The 18,345-nt window shown below is 71.1% G+C and carries 12 protein-coding genes and 2 tRNA genes; 11 read left to right on the top strand and 3 right to left on the bottom strand.

Annotated elements, in window-relative coordinates; genetic code table 11:
* Nucleotides 1–34: 34 nt before the first annotated feature.
* The 5 genes from ACQPXD_RS46995 (at nucleotide 35) to ACQPXD_RS46975 (ending at nucleotide 6,513) form a co-directional block, all read left to right on the top strand.
* Nucleotides 35–1,090 (top strand): substrate-binding domain-containing protein, encoded by a 1,056-nt coding sequence (locus tag ACQPXD_RS46995; protein WP_432830095.1) that lies wholly within the window; start codon nucleotides 35–37, stop codon nucleotides 1,088–1,090.
* A 72-nt stretch (nucleotides 1,091–1,162) separates the two neighbouring features.
* A complete protein-coding gene (locus ACQPXD_RS46990) occupies nucleotides 1,163–2,299 on the top strand; it encodes a Gfo/Idh/MocA family protein (protein WP_432844214.1) in 1,137 nt (378 codons plus the stop codon).
* On the top strand, nucleotides 2,296–3,474 hold the full coding sequence (gene xylA, locus ACQPXD_RS46985; RefSeq protein ID WP_432830093.1) for a xylose isomerase: 1,179 nt from the start codon (nucleotides 2,296–2,298) through the stop codon (nucleotides 3,472–3,474). Before ACQPXD_RS46990 ends, xylA begins: the two co-directional genes overlap by 4 nt.
* A 204-nt stretch (nucleotides 3,475–3,678) precedes the next feature.
* A complete protein-coding gene (locus ACQPXD_RS46980; protein ID WP_432830091.1) occupies nucleotides 3,679–5,217 on the top strand; it encodes a ThuA domain-containing protein in 1,539 nt (512 codons plus the stop codon).
* 288 nt (nucleotides 5,218–5,505) lie between these two features.
* Complete coding sequence (locus ACQPXD_RS46975; protein WP_432830089.1) at nucleotides 5,506–6,513, top strand: sugar phosphate isomerase/epimerase family protein; 1,008 nt, start codon at nucleotides 5,506–5,508, stop codon at nucleotides 6,511–6,513.
* Between the two features lie 81 nt (nucleotides 6,514–6,594).
* Here the strand turns inward: ACQPXD_RS46975 and ACQPXD_RS46970 are convergent, their stop codons facing one another.
* Nucleotides 6,595–6,927, bottom strand: coding sequence for a hypothetical protein (locus ACQPXD_RS46970; protein ID WP_432830087.1), 333 nt, complete (start codon nucleotides 6,925–6,927; stop codon nucleotides 6,595–6,597).
* A gap of 223 nt (nucleotides 6,928–7,150) precedes the next feature.
* Here ACQPXD_RS46970 and ACQPXD_RS46965 point away from each other — a divergent pair.
* Together ACQPXD_RS46965 and ACQPXD_RS46960 are read left to right on the top strand one after the other, a co-directional pair.
* Nucleotides 7,151–7,223 (top strand) — tRNA-Asn (locus ACQPXD_RS46965).
* Nucleotides 7,224–7,315: 92 nt separating this feature from the next.
* A tRNA-Ile gene (locus ACQPXD_RS46960) sits at nucleotides 7,316–7,389 on the top strand.
* Nucleotides 7,390–7,636: 247 nt separating this feature from the next.
* Here ACQPXD_RS46960 and ACQPXD_RS46955 read toward each other — a convergent pair.
* Both ACQPXD_RS46955 and ACQPXD_RS46950 read right to left on the bottom strand, forming a co-directional pair.
* A complete protein-coding gene (locus ACQPXD_RS46955) occupies nucleotides 7,637–8,695 on the bottom strand; it encodes a DUF2293 domain-containing protein (RefSeq protein WP_432830085.1) in 1,059 nt (352 codons plus the stop codon).
* A gap of 1,030 nt (nucleotides 8,696–9,725) precedes the next feature.
* On the bottom strand, nucleotides 9,726–9,971 hold the full coding sequence (locus ACQPXD_RS46950; protein ID WP_432830083.1) for a hypothetical protein: 246 nt from the start codon (nucleotides 9,969–9,971) through the stop codon (nucleotides 9,726–9,728).
* 487 nt (nucleotides 9,972–10,458) lie between these two features.
* Here ACQPXD_RS46950 and ACQPXD_RS46945 point away from each other — a divergent pair, with 487 nt between their 5' ends.
* From ACQPXD_RS46945 to ACQPXD_RS46930, 4 genes are all read left to right on the top strand, one after another.
* Complete coding sequence (locus ACQPXD_RS46945) at nucleotides 10,459–10,983, top strand: SigE family RNA polymerase sigma factor (protein WP_432830081.1); 525 nt, start codon at nucleotides 10,459–10,461, stop codon at nucleotides 10,981–10,983.
* A 2-nt stretch (nucleotides 10,984–10,985) separates the two neighbouring features.
* Nucleotides 10,986–11,834, top strand: coding sequence for a hypothetical protein (locus tag ACQPXD_RS46940; protein ID WP_432830079.1), 849 nt, complete (start codon nucleotides 10,986–10,988; stop codon nucleotides 11,832–11,834).
* A 353-nt stretch (nucleotides 11,835–12,187) separates the two neighbouring features.
* Nucleotides 12,188–17,047, top strand: coding sequence for an RICIN domain-containing protein (locus tag ACQPXD_RS46935; protein ID WP_432830077.1), 4,860 nt, complete (start codon nucleotides 12,188–12,190; stop codon nucleotides 17,045–17,047).
* A 124-nt stretch (nucleotides 17,048–17,171) separates the two neighbouring features.
* Nucleotides 17,172–17,678 carry a hypothetical protein gene (locus tag ACQPXD_RS46930; RefSeq protein ID WP_432830075.1) on the top strand — a complete coding sequence of 169 codons (507 nt, stop codon included), beginning with the start codon at nucleotides 17,172–17,174 and terminating at the stop codon, nucleotides 17,676–17,678.
* Nucleotides 17,679–18,345 lie beyond the last annotated feature (667 nt).

Below are 18,345 nucleotides of genomic sequence, written 5' to 3'. Positions count from 1 at the left end.
AATCCAACATCCCGAAGACGACCAGGAGGTCGTGATGAGCGCAACCTCGCCCGACATGTCCCGCCGCCGGCTGCTGCTCGGTGGTGCGGCCCTCGGGGCCGGCGCGCTGCTGGCCGGCTGCACGTCGAACGAGACCAACGACGACTCCGCGCAGACCAACGTCAAGGACGCCAACGCCGCCAGCGCCGTCCCCGGCAAGCCGGTCACCATCGGCTTCTCCGCCCCGGCCGCCGACCACGGCTGGATCGGCGCGATCACCAACAACGCCAGGGCGCAGGCGGCGAAGTTCTCCGACGTGACGCTCAAGGTGGTCGATGCCGGTAAGGACGCGCCGGCCCAGATCGCCGCGCTGGAGACCCTGATCGCCAGCAAGCCGGACGCGATCGTGCTGCTGCCGCAGGACGGCGCGCAGCTGACCGCGGTCGGCAAGAAGGCGACCGACGCGGGCATCATCGTCATCAACCTCGACCGCGAGTTCTCCGACTCCGCCGCCTCGTTCTGCCTGATCAAGGGCGACAACTACGGCATGGGCGTGGCCGCCGGGCACTACGTCGGCGAGAAGCTCAAGGGCAAGACCGACGCGGTCATCGGCGAGATCGCCGGCATCGACGAACTGCAGCTGACCAAGGACCGCTCGAAGGGCTTCGCCGACACGCTCAAGACCTACGGGCTGAGCGTCAAGAACCGGGTCGCGGCCGGGTTCACGGTGCAGACCGGCCAGTCCGCCGCGGCCAACCTGCTGCAGGCCGCGCCGAAGCTCGACGCGGTGTGGAACCACGACGACGACCAGGGTGTCGGCGTGCTCGCCGCGATCCAGCAGGCCGGGCGCAAGGAGTTCTTCATGGTCGGCGGCGCCGGCTCGCGCGACGCGATGGACCACATCAAGTCCGGCGACACGGTGCTGACCGCGACGGTGACCTACCCGCCGTCGATGGCCTCGTCGGCGATCATCCTGGCCCGCCTCGCGGCCCAGGGCAAGGGCATGAGCGACCTGGTCGAGCTGCAGGTTCCCAAGCTGATCGTGCTGCAGTCGGAGACGATCACCAAGGACAACGTCGACAAGTACCTGCCGTTGGGCTTCAAGTCCTGAGTTTGCTGATTTTCCTGTACGAGAAAGGAACCGCCAGTGTCCAGTCAGGGCAGCGGGGAACTGCGCGTCGGCATGGTCGGCTACGCCTTCATGGGCGCCGCGCACTCCCAGGCGTGGCGTACCGTGAACCGGGTCTTCGACCTGCCCGCGCGGGCGACCATGGTCGCCGTCTGCGGTCGCGATGAAGCGAAGGTGCGGCAGGCCGCGGGCCGGCTCGGCTGGGCCGAGGCGGTGACCGACTGGCGCGCGCTGATCGCCCGGGACGACATCGACGTCATCGACGTGTGTACCCCGGGCGACAGCCACGCCGAGATCGCGATCGCCGCGCTCGAGGCGGGCAAGCACGTGCTGTGCGAGAAGCCGCTGGCCAACACCGTCGACGAGGCGCGCGCCATGGTCGCCGCGGCGGCCAAGGCCCGGGCCGCCGGCGTGCGCTCGGCCTGCGGGTTCAACTACCGCCGGGTGCCGGCGGTGAGCCTCATGCGCGACCTCGTCGCCGCCGGCCGGCTCGGCGCCATCCGTCACGTGCGGGCCGTCTACCTGCAGGACTGGATCGTCGATCCCGGCTTCCCGCTGGTGTGGCGGCTGCAGAAGGAGCGGGCCGGCTCGGGCGCGCTCGGCGACATCGGCGCGCACATCATCGATCTCACCCAGTTCGTCACCGGCCAGCGCATCACCGGCGTGTCGGGGCTCACCGAGACGTTCATCAAGGAGCGCCCGCTGCCCGAGGCCTCCAGCGGCCTGTCGGCCAGCGCCGGCTCGGCCACCGGGGAGGTGACCGTCGACGACGCCGCGCTGTTCATCGCCCGGCTCGACGGCGGCGCGGTGGCCACCTACGAGGCGACCCGGTTCGCGACCGGCCGCAAGAACGGGCTGCGGGTGGAGGTCAACGGCGAGCACGGTTCGCTCGCCTTCGACCTCGAGCGCCTCAACGAGCTCGAGTTCTACGACGCCACCCGGCCCGCCGCCGAGCAGGGGTGGAGCCGCATCCTCGTCACCGAGGGCGAGCACCCGTACTTCGCGGCCTGGTGGCCGCCGGGGCACCTCATCGGCTACGAACACTCCTTCACGCACGAGATGCGCGACTTCATCGAGGCGATCGCGACGGGTGCCGACCCCACCCCGTCGTTCGAGGACGCGCTGCAGGTGCAGCTGGTACTCGACGCGGTGCAGCGTTCGGACTCGTCGTGGGTGAGCGTGCCGGCATGAACGACCCGTACGCCCCCACGCCCGCCGATCGGTTCTCCTTCGGCCTGTGGACAGTGGGGTGGCAGGCCCAGGATGTCTTCGGCTCGGCGTCGCGCCCGGCGCTCGACCCGGTCGAGACCGTGCACCGGCTGGCGGAGCTGGGGGCGTACGGGGTCAGCTTCCACGACGACGACCTGATCCCGTTCGGCAGCGACGAGACGGTCCGCGACAAGGTCGTGAGCCGCTTCCGCGAGGCGCTTTCCGGCACCGGCCTGGTCGTGTCGATGGCCACCACCAACCTGTTCGGCCACCCGATCTTCAAGGACGGCGCGTTCACCGCCAACGACCGCGCCGTGCGCCGCTTCGCCCTGCAGAAGGTGCTGCGCAACATCGACCTCGCCGCCGAGCTCGGCGCGCCCACCTACGTGCTGTGGGGCGGCCGCGAGGGCGCGGAGTCCGGGGCCGGCAAGCAGATGCGCGCCGCGCTGGACCGCTACCGCGAGGCGATCAACGCGATCTGCGCCTACATCCGCGAGCGCGGCTACGACATCCGGCTGGCCATCGAGCCCAAGCCCAACGAGCCGCGCGGCGACATCCTGCTGCCCACGATCGGCCACGCCCTGGCGCTCATCTCCACGCTGGACGAGCCGTCGCGGGTGGGACTCAACCCGGAGGTCGGGCACGAGGAGATGGCCGGGCTCAACTTCGCGCACGGCATCGCGCAGGCGCTGTGGCACGGCAAGCTGTTCCACATCGACCTCAACGGCCAGCACGGGCCGCGCTTCGACCAGGACCTACGCTTCGGCGCCGGCAACCTGCGCGGCGCGTTCTGGACCGTCGACGTGCTGGAGAACAGTTCCGGTTATCCGACGGCGTACGCCGGCCCGCGCCACTTCGACTACAAGCCCCCGCGCACCGAGGACGCCGAGGGCGTCTGGGCCACCGCGGCGGCCTGCATGCGCAACTACCTGATCCTCAAGGAGAAGGTCCGCGCGTTCCGCGACGACCCCGAGGTGTCCGCCGCACTGGCCACCGCGCGGGTCGACGAGCTGTCGGTGCCGACGCTGCTGCCGGGGGAGTCCCTGGCGCAGCTGCGCGCCGAGGAGATCGACGTCGAGACGGTCGCCGCCCGGGGCATGGCGTTCGAGCGGCTCGACCAGCTGGCCATGGAGCACCTGCTGGGGATCCGTGGCTGAACCAGGCTGCCCTCGGCTCCGGTAGCGAGGGACCGCCCGCGGTTGCGCCCCGCGGGCGTGGGTACCGGAGCAGAGGGTGAGAAACCGGCGACCCGGTGCGGCGCCCGCCAGGCGCCGCGCCGGGACCGGACAACCGAATAGGCACGACGAGCATGACAGCGCGGCGGCGCGCGCAGACCGACGAGTCGATCGTGAGGAACTGTCATGACCATCCGCTCGTGGCTCGCCGCCGCTACGGTGGGCCTCCTGGCCGCGACCGCGCTCAACGCCGCGCCCGCCTGCGCGGCCGACGCGCCCTACAAGGTGCTGGTCTTCTCCAAGACGGCCGGCTTCCGCCACTCGTCCATCCCCAACGGCATCGCGGCGATCCAGTCGCTCGGCGCCGCCAACAGCTTCACCGTCACCGCCACCGAGGACGCCGCCGCGTTCACCGCGGCGAACCTGGCGCAGTACCAGACCGTCGTGTTCCTGTCGACGACCGGCGATGTCCTGAACGACACGCAGCAGGCCGCGTTCGAGGCGTACATCCGCGGCGGCGGCGGGTACGTCGGCGTGCACGCGGCGGCCGACACGGAGTACAGCTGGCCCTTCTACGGCACCCTGGTCGGGGCCTGGTTCTCCGCGCACCCGGCGATCCAGGCGGCCACGGTCAACGTCGAGGACCGCACCAACCCGGCGACCGCCCACCTCGCCGCGACCTGGACGCGGACCGACGAGTGGTACAACTACCAGTCCAACCCGCGCGGCACCGCGCACGTGCTGGCCTCGCTCAACGAGTCGTCGTACTCCGGCGGCACCATGAACGGCGACCACCCGATCACCTGGTGCAAGACCATCGACAGCGGGCGCTCCTTCTACACCGGCCTGGGACACACCGAGGAGAGCTACACCGAGGCGAACTTCGTCAACCTGTTGCTCGGTGCCATCCGGTACACCGCCAAGCGCGTCGACGCCAACTGTGCACCGCCGGCGCTGTCGAACAGCTCCGTCTACCAGGGCGAGGCGTTCAACGCCACCGGTGGCGTCCAAGCGGCCGCCCACGCGCCGGCCGCCGGCGGGCAGACCGCCGGGTTCATCGACAACAACGACTGGATCGCGTTCAACAACGTCAACCTGTCCAACGTCAAGGGCGTGACCGTGCGCACCGCCTCGGCCGGCTCCGGCGGTACCGTCGAATTCCACGCCGGATCCACCACGGGCACGCTGCTCGGCTCGGTCGCGGCGCCCAGCACCGGCGGCTGGGAGACCTTCCGCGACGTGTTCACACCGCTGGCGAGCAATGCCGCCACCTCGCTCTACCTGGTGTTCCGGGGCAGCGGCTCCTCGCTGTTCGACGTCGACCAGTTCACCCTGGCGCGCAACGCCACCACGCGGCAGGCCGAGGCCTGGTCGTCGATGAGCGGCCTGCAGGTCGCCGCGCACGGCACGGCATCCGGCGGTCAGACCGCCGGCTTCATCGACAACAACGACTGGGCGGCCTACACCGGCGTCAACCTCTCGACCGTCGCCGGCGCGCGCGTCAAGTGGTCGTCCGCCGGGGCCGGCGGCACCGTGGAGTTCCGGGCCGGCTCGAGCACCGGCGCGCTGCTCGGCACGCTGCCGGTGACGAGCACAGGCAGCTGGGACACGTTCCGGGAGGCATCAATCCCGCTCGCCACGAATGCCGCTTCCATGGTGTACCTCGTGTTCCACGGCGGATCCGGGGCGCTGTTCGACATCGACGAGTTCACGCTGATCGGCTGACCTGGTCGGCCGCCGATTGACGGGGGTGGGGCCGAGACGCCGACCGGCCTCGCCTTCGGGCCCCGCCCGTCCGGACATCCGACGCGCCGCGACGGATCCCGGGCGGCGACGCCGACGCCGCCCGGAATCGCAGGTCCGGTGCGGTCCGGGCGGGCGGGGAACCTCTTTTGCTTTGATTGCCCGTCTTTTAGGATTGCGGATGTGGGGGCGCAACCCACGTTCACCGTTGATTGACCGAACCAACAGGTATCCCTCGCGCCTGGACCCCCTTTATCGGAGGACAGCAGCATGGCGCGTCCAATCACGCTCTTCACCGGCCAGTGGGCCGACCTGCCGTTCGAGGAGGTCTGCCGGCTCGCGTCCGAGTGGGGCTACGACGGCCTCGAGATCGCCTGCTGGGGCGACCATTTCGAGGTGGACAAGGCCGTTTCCGACGAGTCCTACGTGGACCGCAAGCGCGAGACGCTCGCGAAGTACAACCTGAAGGTCTGGGCCATCTCCAACCACCTCGTCGGCCAGGCGGTCTGCGACCACCCGATCGACCAGCGGCACCAGGGCATTCTGCCGGCCCGCATCTGGGGCGACGGCGAGCCCGAGGGGGTGCGGCAACGCGCCGCCGAGGAGATCAAGGACACCGCCCGGGCCGCCCGCAAGCTCGGTGTCGACGTGGTCGTCGGCTTCACCGGCTCGTCCATCTGGCACACGCTGGCCATGTTTCCGCCGGTACCCCCGGAAATGATCGAGGCTGGATATCAGGACTTCGCCGACCGGTGGAACCCGATCCTGGACGTCTTCGACGAGGTCGGTGTGCGCTTCGCGCACGAGGTGCACCCGAGCGAGATCGCCTACGACTACTGGACGGCCCGGCGCGCGCTCGACGCGATCGGCAACCGCCCGGCCTTCGGCCTCAACTGGGACCCGTCGCACTTCGTGTGGCAGGAGCTCGACCCGGTGAACTTCATCCTCGACTTCGCGGACCGCATCTACCACGTGGACTGCAAGGACGCGAAGGTGCGCACCGGGGACGGACGGCGGGGGCGGCTCGCCTCGCACCTGCCGTGGGCCGACCTGCGGCGTGGCTGGGACTTCGTCTCGACCGGCCACGGGGACGTGCCGTGGGAGGACTGCTTCCGGGCGCTCAACGCGATCGGCTACACCGGGCCGATCTCGATCGAGTGGGAGGATGCCGGGATGGACCGCCTGGTCGGCGCCCCGGAGGCGCTGCAGTTCGTGCGGCGGCTGGCTTTCGACGCGCCGTCGGCCGCCTTCGACGCGGCGTTCTCCTCGTCGTCTTGAGCCTGCGCCTTTTAGGCCGGTATCCGATATGTCCGGCACTTCGTGCCGGACATATCGGATATTTCGGTTATGCCCGGTTCCTTAGAAGCTCGTGCCCGTCGTCGGCGTGGTGGGCGCGCCGCTCGTCGCCATGTCCCGCTCGATCGCGGGCCCCGACGACGTGTGCAGCAGGCGCTGGCCGAGGTCCGTCTCGGCGAACCGGCTGTTGGCGAGCCGATCGGTAACCTTCGTCTTGCCCTCGCTGTAGAGCCGCGCCGCCTGCTCCTGGACGACACCCGCGGCCTCCTGGACCGTCGGGCTCTCCTTGATCTTCAGAGCAGTGGTCTTGAGCTCCTCATACTTCTCCCGCCCGGCCCGGGCACCGAGCACAAAGCCCGCGGCCAGACCGCCGAGGAACAGTAGCTTGCCGCGCATGGCGACGACCTCCTTCTGACGGCGCAGGTCATCGGTGCCGGTTGCGCCGTCTGCGTTGATATACCCATCCATCGTCGTACCGACACATCGATCTTGCGACGCTTTGCCGGAATCTGGCACACGATGCGGTGGTCTCCGCGACGCGGGGGGATACCCGCTGGCGTTGACCCCCCGAGTCGTGCTGTACTCTTTCCCGGTCGCCCTTGAACAGGGGGAGACGCGGTCCCGCGTAGCTCAATTGGCAGAGCAGCCGGCTGTTAACCGGCAGGTTATAGGTTCGAGTCCTATCGCGGGAGCTCCCAAACAACCTTTTTCACAGGCCTTTTTCGCGCCTGTGATGCTCCGGGGCGGATTCGGCTTGCGCGGCTCGGTAAGCTTGCGACGCTCGGGGGCGGTAGCTCAGCAGGTTAGAGCTGGGGACTCATAATCCCTTGGTCGCGGGTTCGAGTCCCGCCCGCCCCACAGTCTTGGGCTCACCCTGCTCGCAGTCCGTTCCGGACTGCTCGCTGGGAGCCTGTGGATTCCTCGCGCTCGCTTCGCTCGCTCCCCGGTGGGGGCTTCGCCACCCACACCCCCCATGTCGGTGGTTGTTGTCCGTCCGATGGTTGCGGGTTTGAGTGCCGCACCCCGCATCCCCACCGTTAGCGCGGGCGGGGCTGAGGATTCGGCCTCGGCTTGGGCCTCGGCTTCGGCTTGGGCTCGGTTGGGGTTAGGTTGGGTTTCGCCATTGGTTGAGGAGGTGGTCTACGTCGGGGCGGATTCGGTCGCGGGCCTGTTCTCGGGGTAGGCCGGCCATGAGCAGTTTGTCGTAGTCGGTGTCTTCGTGCCGGATCGAGGCGATCACGGCTCGGGTTACGGCGTCCGGGTCGAGTGCTCGGCCGGCGGCGGTGCGTCCCACGCGGCCGCTGCCGCGGAGGCCGGTGTGCTGGCTGATTGCCGCCGCCCGCTGCTGCGGGCAGCCGGGGAACAGCCGGCCGATCTCTTCGGCCAACTCCTCCTGGAACCGCTCGTCCGCGGCCTCTCGCCGCTCCCGGTCCCGCTCGCGGCGGCGGGCGCGGGCGTCCTCGTCGGACAGGCACTCCTGCTCGGCCTGCTCGATCGCCGCCTCCTCGACCAGCAGACCCTGCCGCTCGTGGCGCTTGCGGGAGCGGCTGAACCGTACCACTACGGCCGAGATCCGGCTGGCCTGCTTGGCGCGACGGGTCAGCGCCGCGTCGCCGGCCGGCAGGAACACCAGGTGATCGAGGTCCGCGCAGGTGAGGCAGAGCGGCCCGGCGTCGTCCATCGTGAGCATGTCGGCGTCGGTCCGCCCGCAGCTGACACAGGTGAACGTCTTCAGTGGCTGCACCACCACCAGGTCCGGTGGCTTGCTCTGCCGGGCGGTCAGCCGCTCCCGCTGCCGTTGCGGCAGGTCCGGCGGCATCCAGTGGGTGCGGTACGTCAGCTCGAGCGCGGCATCGCCGGCGGCGGTGAAGCGCAACGGCCGCTGGTCGCGGGTGGCGGCCAGGTAATCCACCTCGTTGGGCAGCAGGCCGCGAGCGGCCACCCAGCGTTGGAACACCTCCAGCGCGGCGTTCAGCCGGTCGGCCGACACCACCGCGACCGCCTCCAGGTGCTGAGCCCGGCCGTTCCGCCAGTCCACCACCAGCCCGAGAGGCACCCAGCCCATCCCGGTCAGCACGTCGAGCGGGCTCACGAAGGACTGACGCGCCAGCGCCTGCTCGGCGGCGGTCACCACGCGACGCTCCAGCTTCGAGGCGGGCTGCATACACGGCAGGCTACGCCGGGCGCCACTCCGCCACCCACAGACCTCGGCCGAGCCGCGCAACTGGCCATTGGAGGGGATCCGGCCGCGCACACGTGCCGGTCGAAATCTTCGAGTCCGGGCCTGCGCGAGCCTTGCCGGCTACGGCTCGGTCCACCGTTGCGATCAGCTGTCCGACCGGCGCGGGAGTGGCCGAGGCGACCGTAACGATGCGTAACGGGGGACCTCTAGCTCCGCCAGTCGCCCGCATCCGCTTCTGCCGATGAGCGCGCGTGCAGCGTCGTTGTGAAAACGTTCGCGAGAATGGCGCCGGCGGCTCGTTCGGATAATGGGTGGAGCGTTTCGCGCCTGACATTTCGCAGCGACGGCGTTGACGCGTCGGCGGGTGCGAGGTGCCGCTGCCTACAGGTCCGCTCGTTGCCGCGGTGGCGGGCCAGCGCGGCGGGCCGGGTGTGCACCGGGGCTGGCGGACCGGGCTGGGTCGATCGGCGCCAGGCGTCTGGTCCGGCACGGTGGTGTGGTGGTCCGGACTGGTGTCACGCGCGCGAGGTCCGGCCTGTTCAGTAGTTGTTTCCGGGGCCGGAACGGGCGCCGTCTCGGGCGCCGTGTCGTCCCGCCGATCCTCGACGGTGGTCGCCGGTGGAGTGGTGCCGTGGATGCGGCGGAGCTTGTCGGCGTGACGTCTGGCCAGCCCCCAGGCCCGGTGTCGTTCGTGTTCCCGGCGGAATTCTTCTTTTGCCGGGCAATAGCGACGCGACCTGGTCCGGTCGCGCATGGCAGCCAATTCGCTCCTGGTAAAAAGCTGTAGCTGCGCCATTCATTGATTCTCCCAGAACCCCGCCGCAACCACCCGCCCCGACCATCGACGAAGAATGTCAAATGGCGCACGCTCATGCCGCCGATCGTGCGCGCAGCAAGTCGCGGCCTGCTACGGCCGGTGACAGCCCTGCAAGCCCGCGCGGCCTTCATGAACTGCCGACGACCGCGCACGATGTGGCGAGCGCCCATCGGCTGACCCAGCGCGCGAACCCGGCTACGAGGTCCCGCGCGACCGGCCCTCGGCGTAGTCCATCGCTGCCCGCAGTTGCGCGTCGTCCAGCCGACTGGCCGCCCACGCGAACTCGACCACGTCGGCCCGCCACGGGTACGTCGGGGCCCATGGAACCTCCGCGACGTCGAGCCCGAGCAGCGCCGCGAGGTCACCGACCGGGAGGCCGACCGTGCGCGCGAACGCGTTTAGGTACTCGTCGCGTAACGGCAGTCGTCCCGCGCAGGCCATCGCGTATGTCGAGGTCGCCGGGTACGGGCCGCCACCGAGCGCTATCTGCGGCAGCTACTCGGCGACCTCGGTCTCGATCGGTGGCCACGGTTCTGGCGCGGGGCCGGCAGAAGGCGACGGCCCATATGGTGTGTGGCCGGCCCGGAAGCGCCGGAGGTGAGATCAGTATCCGCTCGAACAGGGCCGGTTCGTTGGACAGCAGGCCGGTGAACCGGCCCGGGTGCTGCTCCACCTTCAGTACCGCGATGGTCGCGCGGGCGCCCGGCGCGTCAAGTACCACCTGCGCCTCGTAGATCTGGTATCCCGTCCATGATCGCCACAACCGCAGCACGTTAGCGGCGTCCAGATGGACCATCCACCGAATCTCCATGTCGGAGAACCCGAGCCCGTCGCGCAGCAGCCGACCGTGTCCGAGCGCCCGCAATCCGGTGCAACCCGCCAGCCCGTTGCCTACGTGAGTATTGGCGTCAGGGACGAGGGAGGTTGCATGGGATCGGGCACGAGCCGCGATCAGGAGTTCGGCGACTACTACGCCGCCCGGGGCGCGGCGTTCCGGGCGACGGCCTACCTGTTGTGCGGCGACTGGCACTTGGCGGACGACCTCACCCAGACTGCATTCACTAAGCTCTATCTAGCGTGGCCCCGGCTCCAACGTAAGGAGCCCGTCGACCGCTACGTGCGGCGCACCCTCGTGCGGGTCTTCCTCGACGAGCGCCGCCGGCCGTGGCGCCGGGAGCGGCCGACGGCCGAGTTCGTCGACCTCGACCCGGGTGCCCCGGCCGGGACCGACCGGGTCGACGACCGCCTGATCCTGCGCCGCGCCCTGGCGGCGGTTCCCGCACGCCAGCGCGCCGTACTGGTGCTGCGGTTCTGGGAGGACCTGTCGGTCGAGGAGACCGCGGAGCTGCTCGGGATCTCGGCCGGCACGGTCAAGAGCCAGGCCGCCCGCGGGCTGGAAACCTTGCGCCGCCGCCTCGGCGTGCCCGACAACGCTTCCATAAGCAAGGAGTGACGATGTCCAACGACGACGTGCGGGACCTACTCGTGCGGGTGCTCGGCGAGGCCGGGCCGCCGCCGCCGAGCCGGGAGGCGATGATAGCGGCCGGGCGGCGGGCCAGAAACCACCGGCGCCGGTGGTGGGCTGGTGGAGTCGCGCTGGCCGCGGTCGCCGCGGTGGCGGCCACGATCCAGGTGGTACCGGTATCCGGCGCGCCAGGCACCGTCAGCGCTCCAAGCGCATCCGCCGGGCCAGGCACCGCCAGCGCGCCAGGCACCTCCGCCGCGCCAGGCACCTCCGGCGCGGCCAGCCCGGGGGTGGCCAAGTCGCCCACCGGTCGTGCGGTGTCGAAGATCCCGGAAGCCCAGCAGCAGCGCGCCGACCAGATGCTGGCCGCGCTCATTGCGGCGATACCGGCCGGATACACCACTCCGGCGCCGGGCAATCCGCGCACCCGTTCCGCACGTGTGGAGGGCTGGCAGCAGACTGGCTGGCTCTACTTGGTCAGTACCGAGGTCTACCGCGACGGCAAGGTCGGCGCGGTGCGGGTCAGCTCGTTCACCGACTACGGCCCGCCCGGCACCAACGATCCGTGCGCCGCCGCCTACCAGGCCGCCGGCTCGTACGACGGTTGCACGGTACTGACCGCGGTCACCGGTACCCCGGTCGCGGTGACCTGGCGGGGCGGCAGCGGCAAGGTGCCGCGTGAGGTCCGGGCGACCTGGGTGGCCGACGACCGGGCGGTGTCCCTGGAGCAGCTGCCCAACGGCACCGACCGCGAGCCCATCGGCAGCATGCTGGACCAGCCGGTCTTCACCGACCAGGAGCTGGCCGACCTCGCGGTGTCGCCCGACTTTCGCGGCTGATCCTCGTCGCCGTAGCCGGTGGTGGCCGGCCACGTCCCGTCCGGCGCGACCACCCCTGCCCGACCCCGCCGAGGTAGCGACCGCCGGCCGCTTCCCGCGCTTCGCCGAAGACTGACCGCCGCGCCTCTTGAGCGGGCTCCGCGCGAGCGCCCGGCCGCCCGGCTCACGCGCGTCCACCCGTGGAGCGGGAGCGGCGTGACGCGTCGATACCGGTCGCTACCTTAGGCGGCCCTGAGGTAGCGATCCGGCGCGGAGATAAGGAATCCGCCCGAGGCGTGGCGGTGCCTTAGGCCCGTACGTTTCCGATGTCGCACTCCGGCGGCGCGGTATGGGGCCTTGAGGAAGGGACTGACATGCTCGACAAGCAAGGGGCCGGCCGCCGGTGGCTCGCCCTCATCGCGGCGAGTATCGCCGCGGCGAGCGTCGCCGTGGTGGCCGCCGGCCCTCCGGTGTCCGCACACACCCCGCCACCCAACGACGGCTTCCGCACCGCGACGGACCCCCGGCCGCCGCTGGCGCCGCCAGGGCCGGTGGCGCCGGTGGACAAGCAGGAGGCCGCTGCGCGGGCGCAGCGGGCGAAGCAGGAGCAGGACGCGCTCGACGCGGTGCGCACGCACGCGGCGCAGCAGCCGCCGCCGCTGGCCGAGACCGCCGGCTACCAGGTGTCCCCGGCGGTGGCGAAGCTGCTGGGCCCGGGCCTCGGCCTGCCGGTCGGCTCGCCGCTGCTGACCGGCCTGCGGCCGGACCCGACCGGCGGCACGCTGCGCGCGCGGTTCGGCACCGGCCCGCAACTCACCTTCGCCGTGCCGGCGGGGGTGCGCCCGCCGTCGTTCCCCGACAGCACGCTGGTGGTGGATCCGGCGTCGGACACGCTCACGCTGACCGCCTCGGCGGAGCAGGCGGCGGTGACCGTGCGCGTCGCGCACGCCTCGAAGACGACCCTGACCGACGAGCACGACCTCACCAGCCAGGTCACGCTGAGCGTCGCGGTGCTGGGTGCCACGGTCGCGCTGTCCGGGCAGCTGACCTACTCCGGCGGCGCGCCGGGCGTGTCCCTGACCGGGACCCTGGCCGACCCGGTCGTGCTGCAGCGCGACGTGGCCGTGCTGGATAAGGGCGCCCAGGTCGGCCTCACCTCCACGGAGCTGCGGCTGAGCGGGACGGCGGACCTCGGGCCGGCGAAGCGTCAGGTGCGGGTCGGCGTGGACGGCCGCGTCTCCGGCGGCGACTCGTGGTCCCTGGGCGTCGTCGGCGCCGCGCCCGCCGCGGCGCCGGTGCCGGGCCTGACCCTGGGCGGCACGGTGACGGGCACCGTGACCCGCGGGCCGGGCGGCGTCGAGTACGACGTCCGGGCCCCGCAGAGCGGCGCCTGGCGGCTGCTGCCGGGTGTGACGGTGACCGGCGGGACGGTGCGGCTGGGCAACACGCCGGCCCGCGACGGGTCGCTCGCGGCCCCCGGCACCGGTCCGACGACGCCGTGGCTGGCCGTGTCCGGTGACGTGGCGGTGACCGCGGGGCGCGCCGGTGCGGTCGGATCGCGCGGTACCGTCGCGATCAACCTCGCCACCGGGGCCGGCGCACTGTCGGCCCGCCACGACGGCACCTTCGAGCTGAGCCCGGCACCCGGGCGGGTGACGCTCGGCGCCGCCCGGTTCGGCGGCCGGCTCACCGTGGCGGACGCCGCGATCAGCGGCTCGGTCGACGGGACCGGCCTGCTCACCATCACGCCGGCCGGCGGCGCCGAGGTGCCCGCCGACGCCTCGCTGCACGTCAGCGCGGCCGGCGCCCTGATCGCCCAGTTCCCGACCGACGCCGCCGCCCTCGGGCTCGGCCGCCGGGGCACCCCGGTCACCGGCTACTGGTCCGCCGCCGCCGGGGCGAGCGGCTTCACCGGCCCGGCCGGCGCCGCGCCCGACCTGCCCGCCGGTGTCTCGGCGACCGCGCCGCACGCCGGCACGCTGCTGCACGCCGCCGCGAAGACCGAGCTCGCGACGACCGGGAAGACCCAGACCGCGCTGGCCGAGGCGGGCGACGAGCCCGCCGACGGTACGAGCTACACACTGTCGCCCGGGGCGTTCGACCTCATCGACGAGAAGCTCGGCATCCCGCTCGACTCGCCGACCGTCTCCGGCGACGAGTCCGGGCACACCCTGACGATCGTCGTCGGGGCGCCCGGCCGGTTGCCGGTCAACCTGCCCTCGGGCGTTCCCAACCCGGTCTTCGGCGCCACCACCATCACCGTGGACGAGTCGAGCAACACCGTCACCCTCGCCGCCTCGGCGACCGGCTCCGTGACCGGCACGTTGCAGGTGACCATCCGCAATGCGGGCACGACCACCCTGTCGGACGGCGCCGACCTGACGGCCACCCTGACGCTGGGCAACGTGCCGTTCATCGAGGGCGCGACGGTCACGCTGACCGGTGCCCTCACCTACAGCGGCGGATCCCTCGGCGCCTCGCTCACCGGCACCCTGGCCGCGGCGCTGCCGATGGCCGGCGGCGCCGTCACGCTGCAGCCGGGCAGCGCCGTCTCGATCGGCACGGACACCGGCCTGTCGGTCACCGGCACGGCCCTGGTCGGCATCGGCCAGGACACCTTCTCGGTCTCGGTGAGCGGTTCGCTCGCCTCGCTCACGAACTGGTCGCTGTCGGTCACCACCACGCCGGGCCAGTCCTGGCAGCCGGTGTCCGGTGTGACGCTGTACCCGAGCTTCACCGCCTCGCTCAGCAAGCAGGGTGGCACCGTCGGCTTCGACGTGTCGTCCGCGAGCGTCGTCAGCTGGAGCCCGGGCGCGGGCGCGACCCTGTCCGTCACCGGCTTCGAGCTGTCCAACCTGCCCCCGCCGGCCACGGTCTCCTGCCCCAAGACCGGCACCGGTGACGTCTGGCTCGATCTGCGGGGCAGCTTCAGCTACACCCCGTCGGGCATGTCCCCGCTGACCGCGGACGGTTGCCTCGACCTGACCAACCGTTCCTTCAAGATCAAGACCACCGCGCCGGGTACCCTGCTGCCGGGCAACCCGGTGTACAACCTCGGCAATGCCGCGCTCACGGTGTCGGGCAGCCTCTCCGGCACCTTCACCGTCACCGGCAGCGCCGACCTCACCGTCCACGCGCCGGCCGGCCCGGTGACCGCCCTCAGCGCGGCGGTGTCGTTCGGCACCGACGGCGTGCTGGTGGGCGTGACGGTCCCGGACCTGAGCAAGTTCAGCTCCAGCCTGTCCGGCAGCGGCGCGGTCTACGTCTCCACCAAGTCGATCGCCGGCTTCCGCCCGGCCGACTACGGCCTCACCGGCGGCCCCTTCCCGGCGACCGTGCCGCTGCAGGCCGGCGTCAACCTCGCGTACTCCTACACCGTCGCCGGCCTGCCGTCGGACGTCACCTCGGCGCTCAACTCGGTGCACGCGAGCATCCCGTCCGGTACGAAGATTCTCGCCGTGGCGCAGGTGTCCACCGCCGGCATCTCGGCGACGCTCGACGTCAACTTCGGCACCGACGCGGGCGGGGCGAAGCTGTTCGACCAGAACGGCTCGGCGTTCTACATCGACGACGTGTCGCTGACCATCACCGTTGGCGGCGGCACCAGGGTGACGCTGGCCGGCGCCGGCTACCTGAAGCTGCCGGCCATGTGGTCGGGTGGCGCGGCGTCGCAGACCGGGGTGACCGTCAGCGCCGCGCTCGACCTCGACACGGCGTCGCCGATCATCTCGCTCGGCCTGAACAACTGGGTCAACGCGTTCGGGGTGCCGGGGATGTCCATCAAGAGCCTCGCCGGCTCGATCGGCATCTCCGAGAACCCGTCGGTGAGCTTCACCGCCGACCAGGTCACCCTGCCGTCGGGCTGGCCACAGGCGATCGGCCTGGCCGCCGGTGCTCGGATCAGCCTCAACGCCACGATCAGCCTGACCCAGCCGCTGCTCTCCTTCGCCATCGACCCGCCCGCCCCCGGCGGGGTCGCGTTGACGCCGCTGGCGGTCGGCTACGCCGGGCAGATCGCGGCCGGCATCCCGCTCACCCCGGCCCAGCAGAGCGTGGTGAACTCCCTGCAGATCAAGCAGGCGAGCTTCTTCATGTCTCCGTTCGGCGGTACGACGGCCGCCGGCGTCTACATCTCACCCGGGCTCGCGGTGAAGTTCGACGCCACGGTCGACAACGTGCCGGTGAAGGTCCTCGGCTCGGTGGGCGTGACACCGCCGTCGCTGTTCGTCAACGTGAGCGTCGGCGGCTACTCGATCGGCCCGGTGACCCTGGCATCGACCCGCTTCCTGATGAACCTCAGCCCGACGCAGATCCAGTTCGGCTTCTCCGGCGGGTTCAGCTACGGCAGCAGCTCCTTCAACCTGAGGGTCGACCTGGCCTTCGGCAGCACGGCCAACGGCGCGTCGATCACCGCCGAAGTGCGGGCCGGAGTGCCGTCCTTCCTGCAGCTCAACGCCTCGCTGCAGGGCAGCGTCAGCGGCGACGGCTCGGGTGCGCAGCTCGCCGCGTCCGCATACGGCGGGATCCTGTTCAACGGCCATCAGTTCGGCACGATGCGCTTCCAGCTGTACCTGCCCGGCGGCGGCCTGAGCTGGTCGGACACCACCGACAGCGTCACCACCCTCGTCGGCTACTTCATCTCCTACGGCGCGTCGATCCAGTCGATGATGACCACGATGCATGATCTGGGCTATCAGCAGTACGACCTCTTCAACGCGCTGGGCGGCCTGGGCTATTACAGCAACGTGCTGCTCAGCCAGTTGGAGTCGGTGTTCAACCCGTTCAGCACCGTCTACTACGACATCTGGACCTACACGTCCTCCGGGCAGCTGCTGGTTCTCGACGTGACGAACGCCTCGCAGACCCCCGACACCAAGGTGGTCACCTGGACCTGGAACAGCGGATACAACCAGGACTGGGCGTTCATCCCCAGCCCGTACTACGCCGGCTGGTACGAGGTGGTCAACCGCAACAGCGGCCAGTGCCTGTCCGACTTCGGCAACTCCTTGTCGGCGGGCAGCCCGCTCGTGCAGTACCCGTGCTTCGGCGGCACCGACCAGCTGTGGTACTTCGGCTACATCGCGCTGAACACCACCTACGTGGTGACGAACGGCCGCAGCGGCTACGTCATGGACGTGCAGAGCGCCTACGCATGGCCGGGCGGCGCGATGGACCAGTGGCCTTACAACGGCGGCCGCAACCAGCAGTTCTGGCTGACCAACTCCACCAAGTAAACCCCTCGGGGCCGGGCACCCGCCCGGCCCCAACCCTTTACCTGGGCCGCTCCTATGCTCTCGTGGGTCCAAGCCACGGGTGAACGAGGAGCGCATCGTGCGGGTACGACGGTTGATGTTGGTCATGTCCCTTTCCGCCGTAACGGCGTTGAGCGCGGCGTGCGGTTCCGGCGCCGAGGCCGGCGGCGCGGCCTCCGCAAGTGGCGGCGCGACGTCCGCGACCGCTGGCGCACCGTCGAGCGCGCCGGCCAGCACGGCGCCGGGCGGGGCCGGCGACGCGAAGGCGAACACCGAACAGGTCTGTAAGGCGATCGTCGACGCCCTCGAGCCCGAGAAGGCGGCGCTGGCCAACGTGGTCGTCGAGCTGCTCACGGCCAACGAGGGCGGCGACCAGGCCGCGAAGACCAAGGCCAAGGCCGACGCCGACGCGCTCGTCGGCCGGGTCACCAAGGCGGTCAACACGGAGTCGGTCAAGGCGTCCGACCCGAAGTTCAAGGCGGCGCTGGACAAGTTGGTCGCGAACTTCGCCAAGCTGCTCACTCCCGAAGGCGTCGCCGACCCGGAGTTCGACAAGAAGATCGACGCCGCGACCGCGGACGCGGCGGCGTTCTGCCCCGCACTCAGCAGCTGACGACCGCTGGCGCGCCGCCCGCATCCCGGCCGGCGGCGCACCGGTGACCGACCGCGAGCTCATGGATCGCACCTGCGCCAAGCAGAGCGCGCCGTCCACCGGCGATCGCCGGCGATCGCCGGCGTGTCAGCTCGTTGCCCTTGCAGCGACGACGATCACCGCACCCCCCGCAGCCCAAGCCTCGCACAGCACCCGGAACCACCACCGGCACGAGGCCGGCCAGCGTCGGTCACGTCCGCTGGCGTGGTGTATGAGGCCAGCGCCTGATCGTGCTGGTTGATGTCAGCCGGCCGCCGGTGGCCGCCGCGGGCTGGGCGTCGGTGGCCATCGGCGGGGACAAGCGATCATCGACGCCCGACCCGACCCGACCCGACCCGACCCGGTGCGGCGCGGCCGACCGGTGCGGATATCGCACCCATCGGGCGCAACCTCCGATCCGCGCGGCCGGGCCGGACGTATGTCTCCGTGATCATGATGTCCGCGGTGGCCGCACACCGGGTTTGCCATGATCCCGGAGACTTGTGGTACACGGGGGTACATCAGCGCTCCGTGATCATGAAAAACCGTTGGTGTCGACGCCGCGTTGCGCATGATCACGGAGACTTCCGGCCCCTGCGCCGGGCCCCGCGGCGTGCGGCCGCCCGACGTGTAGGACGTGATCGCCGAT

It is taken from the genome of Dactylosporangium sp. CA-092794 (genome assembly GCF_050948465.1).
In the GTDB taxonomy this organism is placed as follows: Bacteria; Actinomycetota; Actinomycetes; order Mycobacteriales; family Micromonosporaceae; genus Dactylosporangium.
This window is presented reverse-complemented; position numbering and strand designations above follow the sequence as displayed.

Excerpts from the sequence above, each read along its gene's own strand:
- ACQPXD_RS46995 (WP_432830095.1), top strand. The coding sequence starts at position 35 with ATGAGCGCAACCTCGCCCGACATGTCCCGCCGCCGGCTGCTGCTCGGT.
- ACQPXD_RS46990 (WP_432844214.1), top strand. The coding sequence starts at position 1,163 with ATGGTCGGCTACGCCTTCATGGGCGCCGCGCACTCCCAGGCGTGGCGT.
- xylA (WP_432830093.1), top strand. The coding sequence starts at position 2,296 with ATGAACGACCCGTACGCCCCCACGCCCGCCGATCGGTTCTCCTTCGGC.
- ACQPXD_RS46980 (WP_432830091.1), top strand. The coding sequence starts at position 3,679 with ATGACCATCCGCTCGTGGCTCGCCGCCGCTACGGTGGGCCTCCTGGCC.
- ACQPXD_RS46975 (WP_432830089.1), top strand. The coding sequence starts at position 5,506 with ATGGCGCGTCCAATCACGCTCTTCACCGGCCAGTGGGCCGACCTGCCG.
- ACQPXD_RS46970 (WP_432830087.1), bottom strand. The coding sequence starts at position 6,927 with ATGCGCGGCAAGCTACTGTTCCTCGGCGGTCTGGCCGCGGGCTTTGTG.
- ACQPXD_RS46955 (WP_432830085.1), bottom strand. The coding sequence starts at position 8,695 with ATGCAGCCCGCCTCGAAGCTGGAGCGTCGCGTGGTGACCGCCGCCGAG.
- ACQPXD_RS46950 (WP_432830083.1), bottom strand. The coding sequence starts at position 9,971 with ATGGCCTGCGCGGGACGACTGCCGTTACGCGACGAGTACCTAAACGCG.
- ACQPXD_RS46945 (WP_432830081.1), top strand. The coding sequence starts at position 10,459 with ATGGGATCGGGCACGAGCCGCGATCAGGAGTTCGGCGACTACTACGCC.
- ACQPXD_RS46940 (WP_432830079.1), top strand. The coding sequence starts at position 10,986 with ATGTCCAACGACGACGTGCGGGACCTACTCGTGCGGGTGCTCGGCGAG.
- ACQPXD_RS46935 (WP_432830077.1), top strand. The coding sequence starts at position 12,188 with ATGCTCGACAAGCAAGGGGCCGGCCGCCGGTGGCTCGCCCTCATCGCG.
- ACQPXD_RS46930 (WP_432830075.1), top strand. The coding sequence starts at position 17,172 with ATGTCCCTTTCCGCCGTAACGGCGTTGAGCGCGGCGTGCGGTTCCGGC.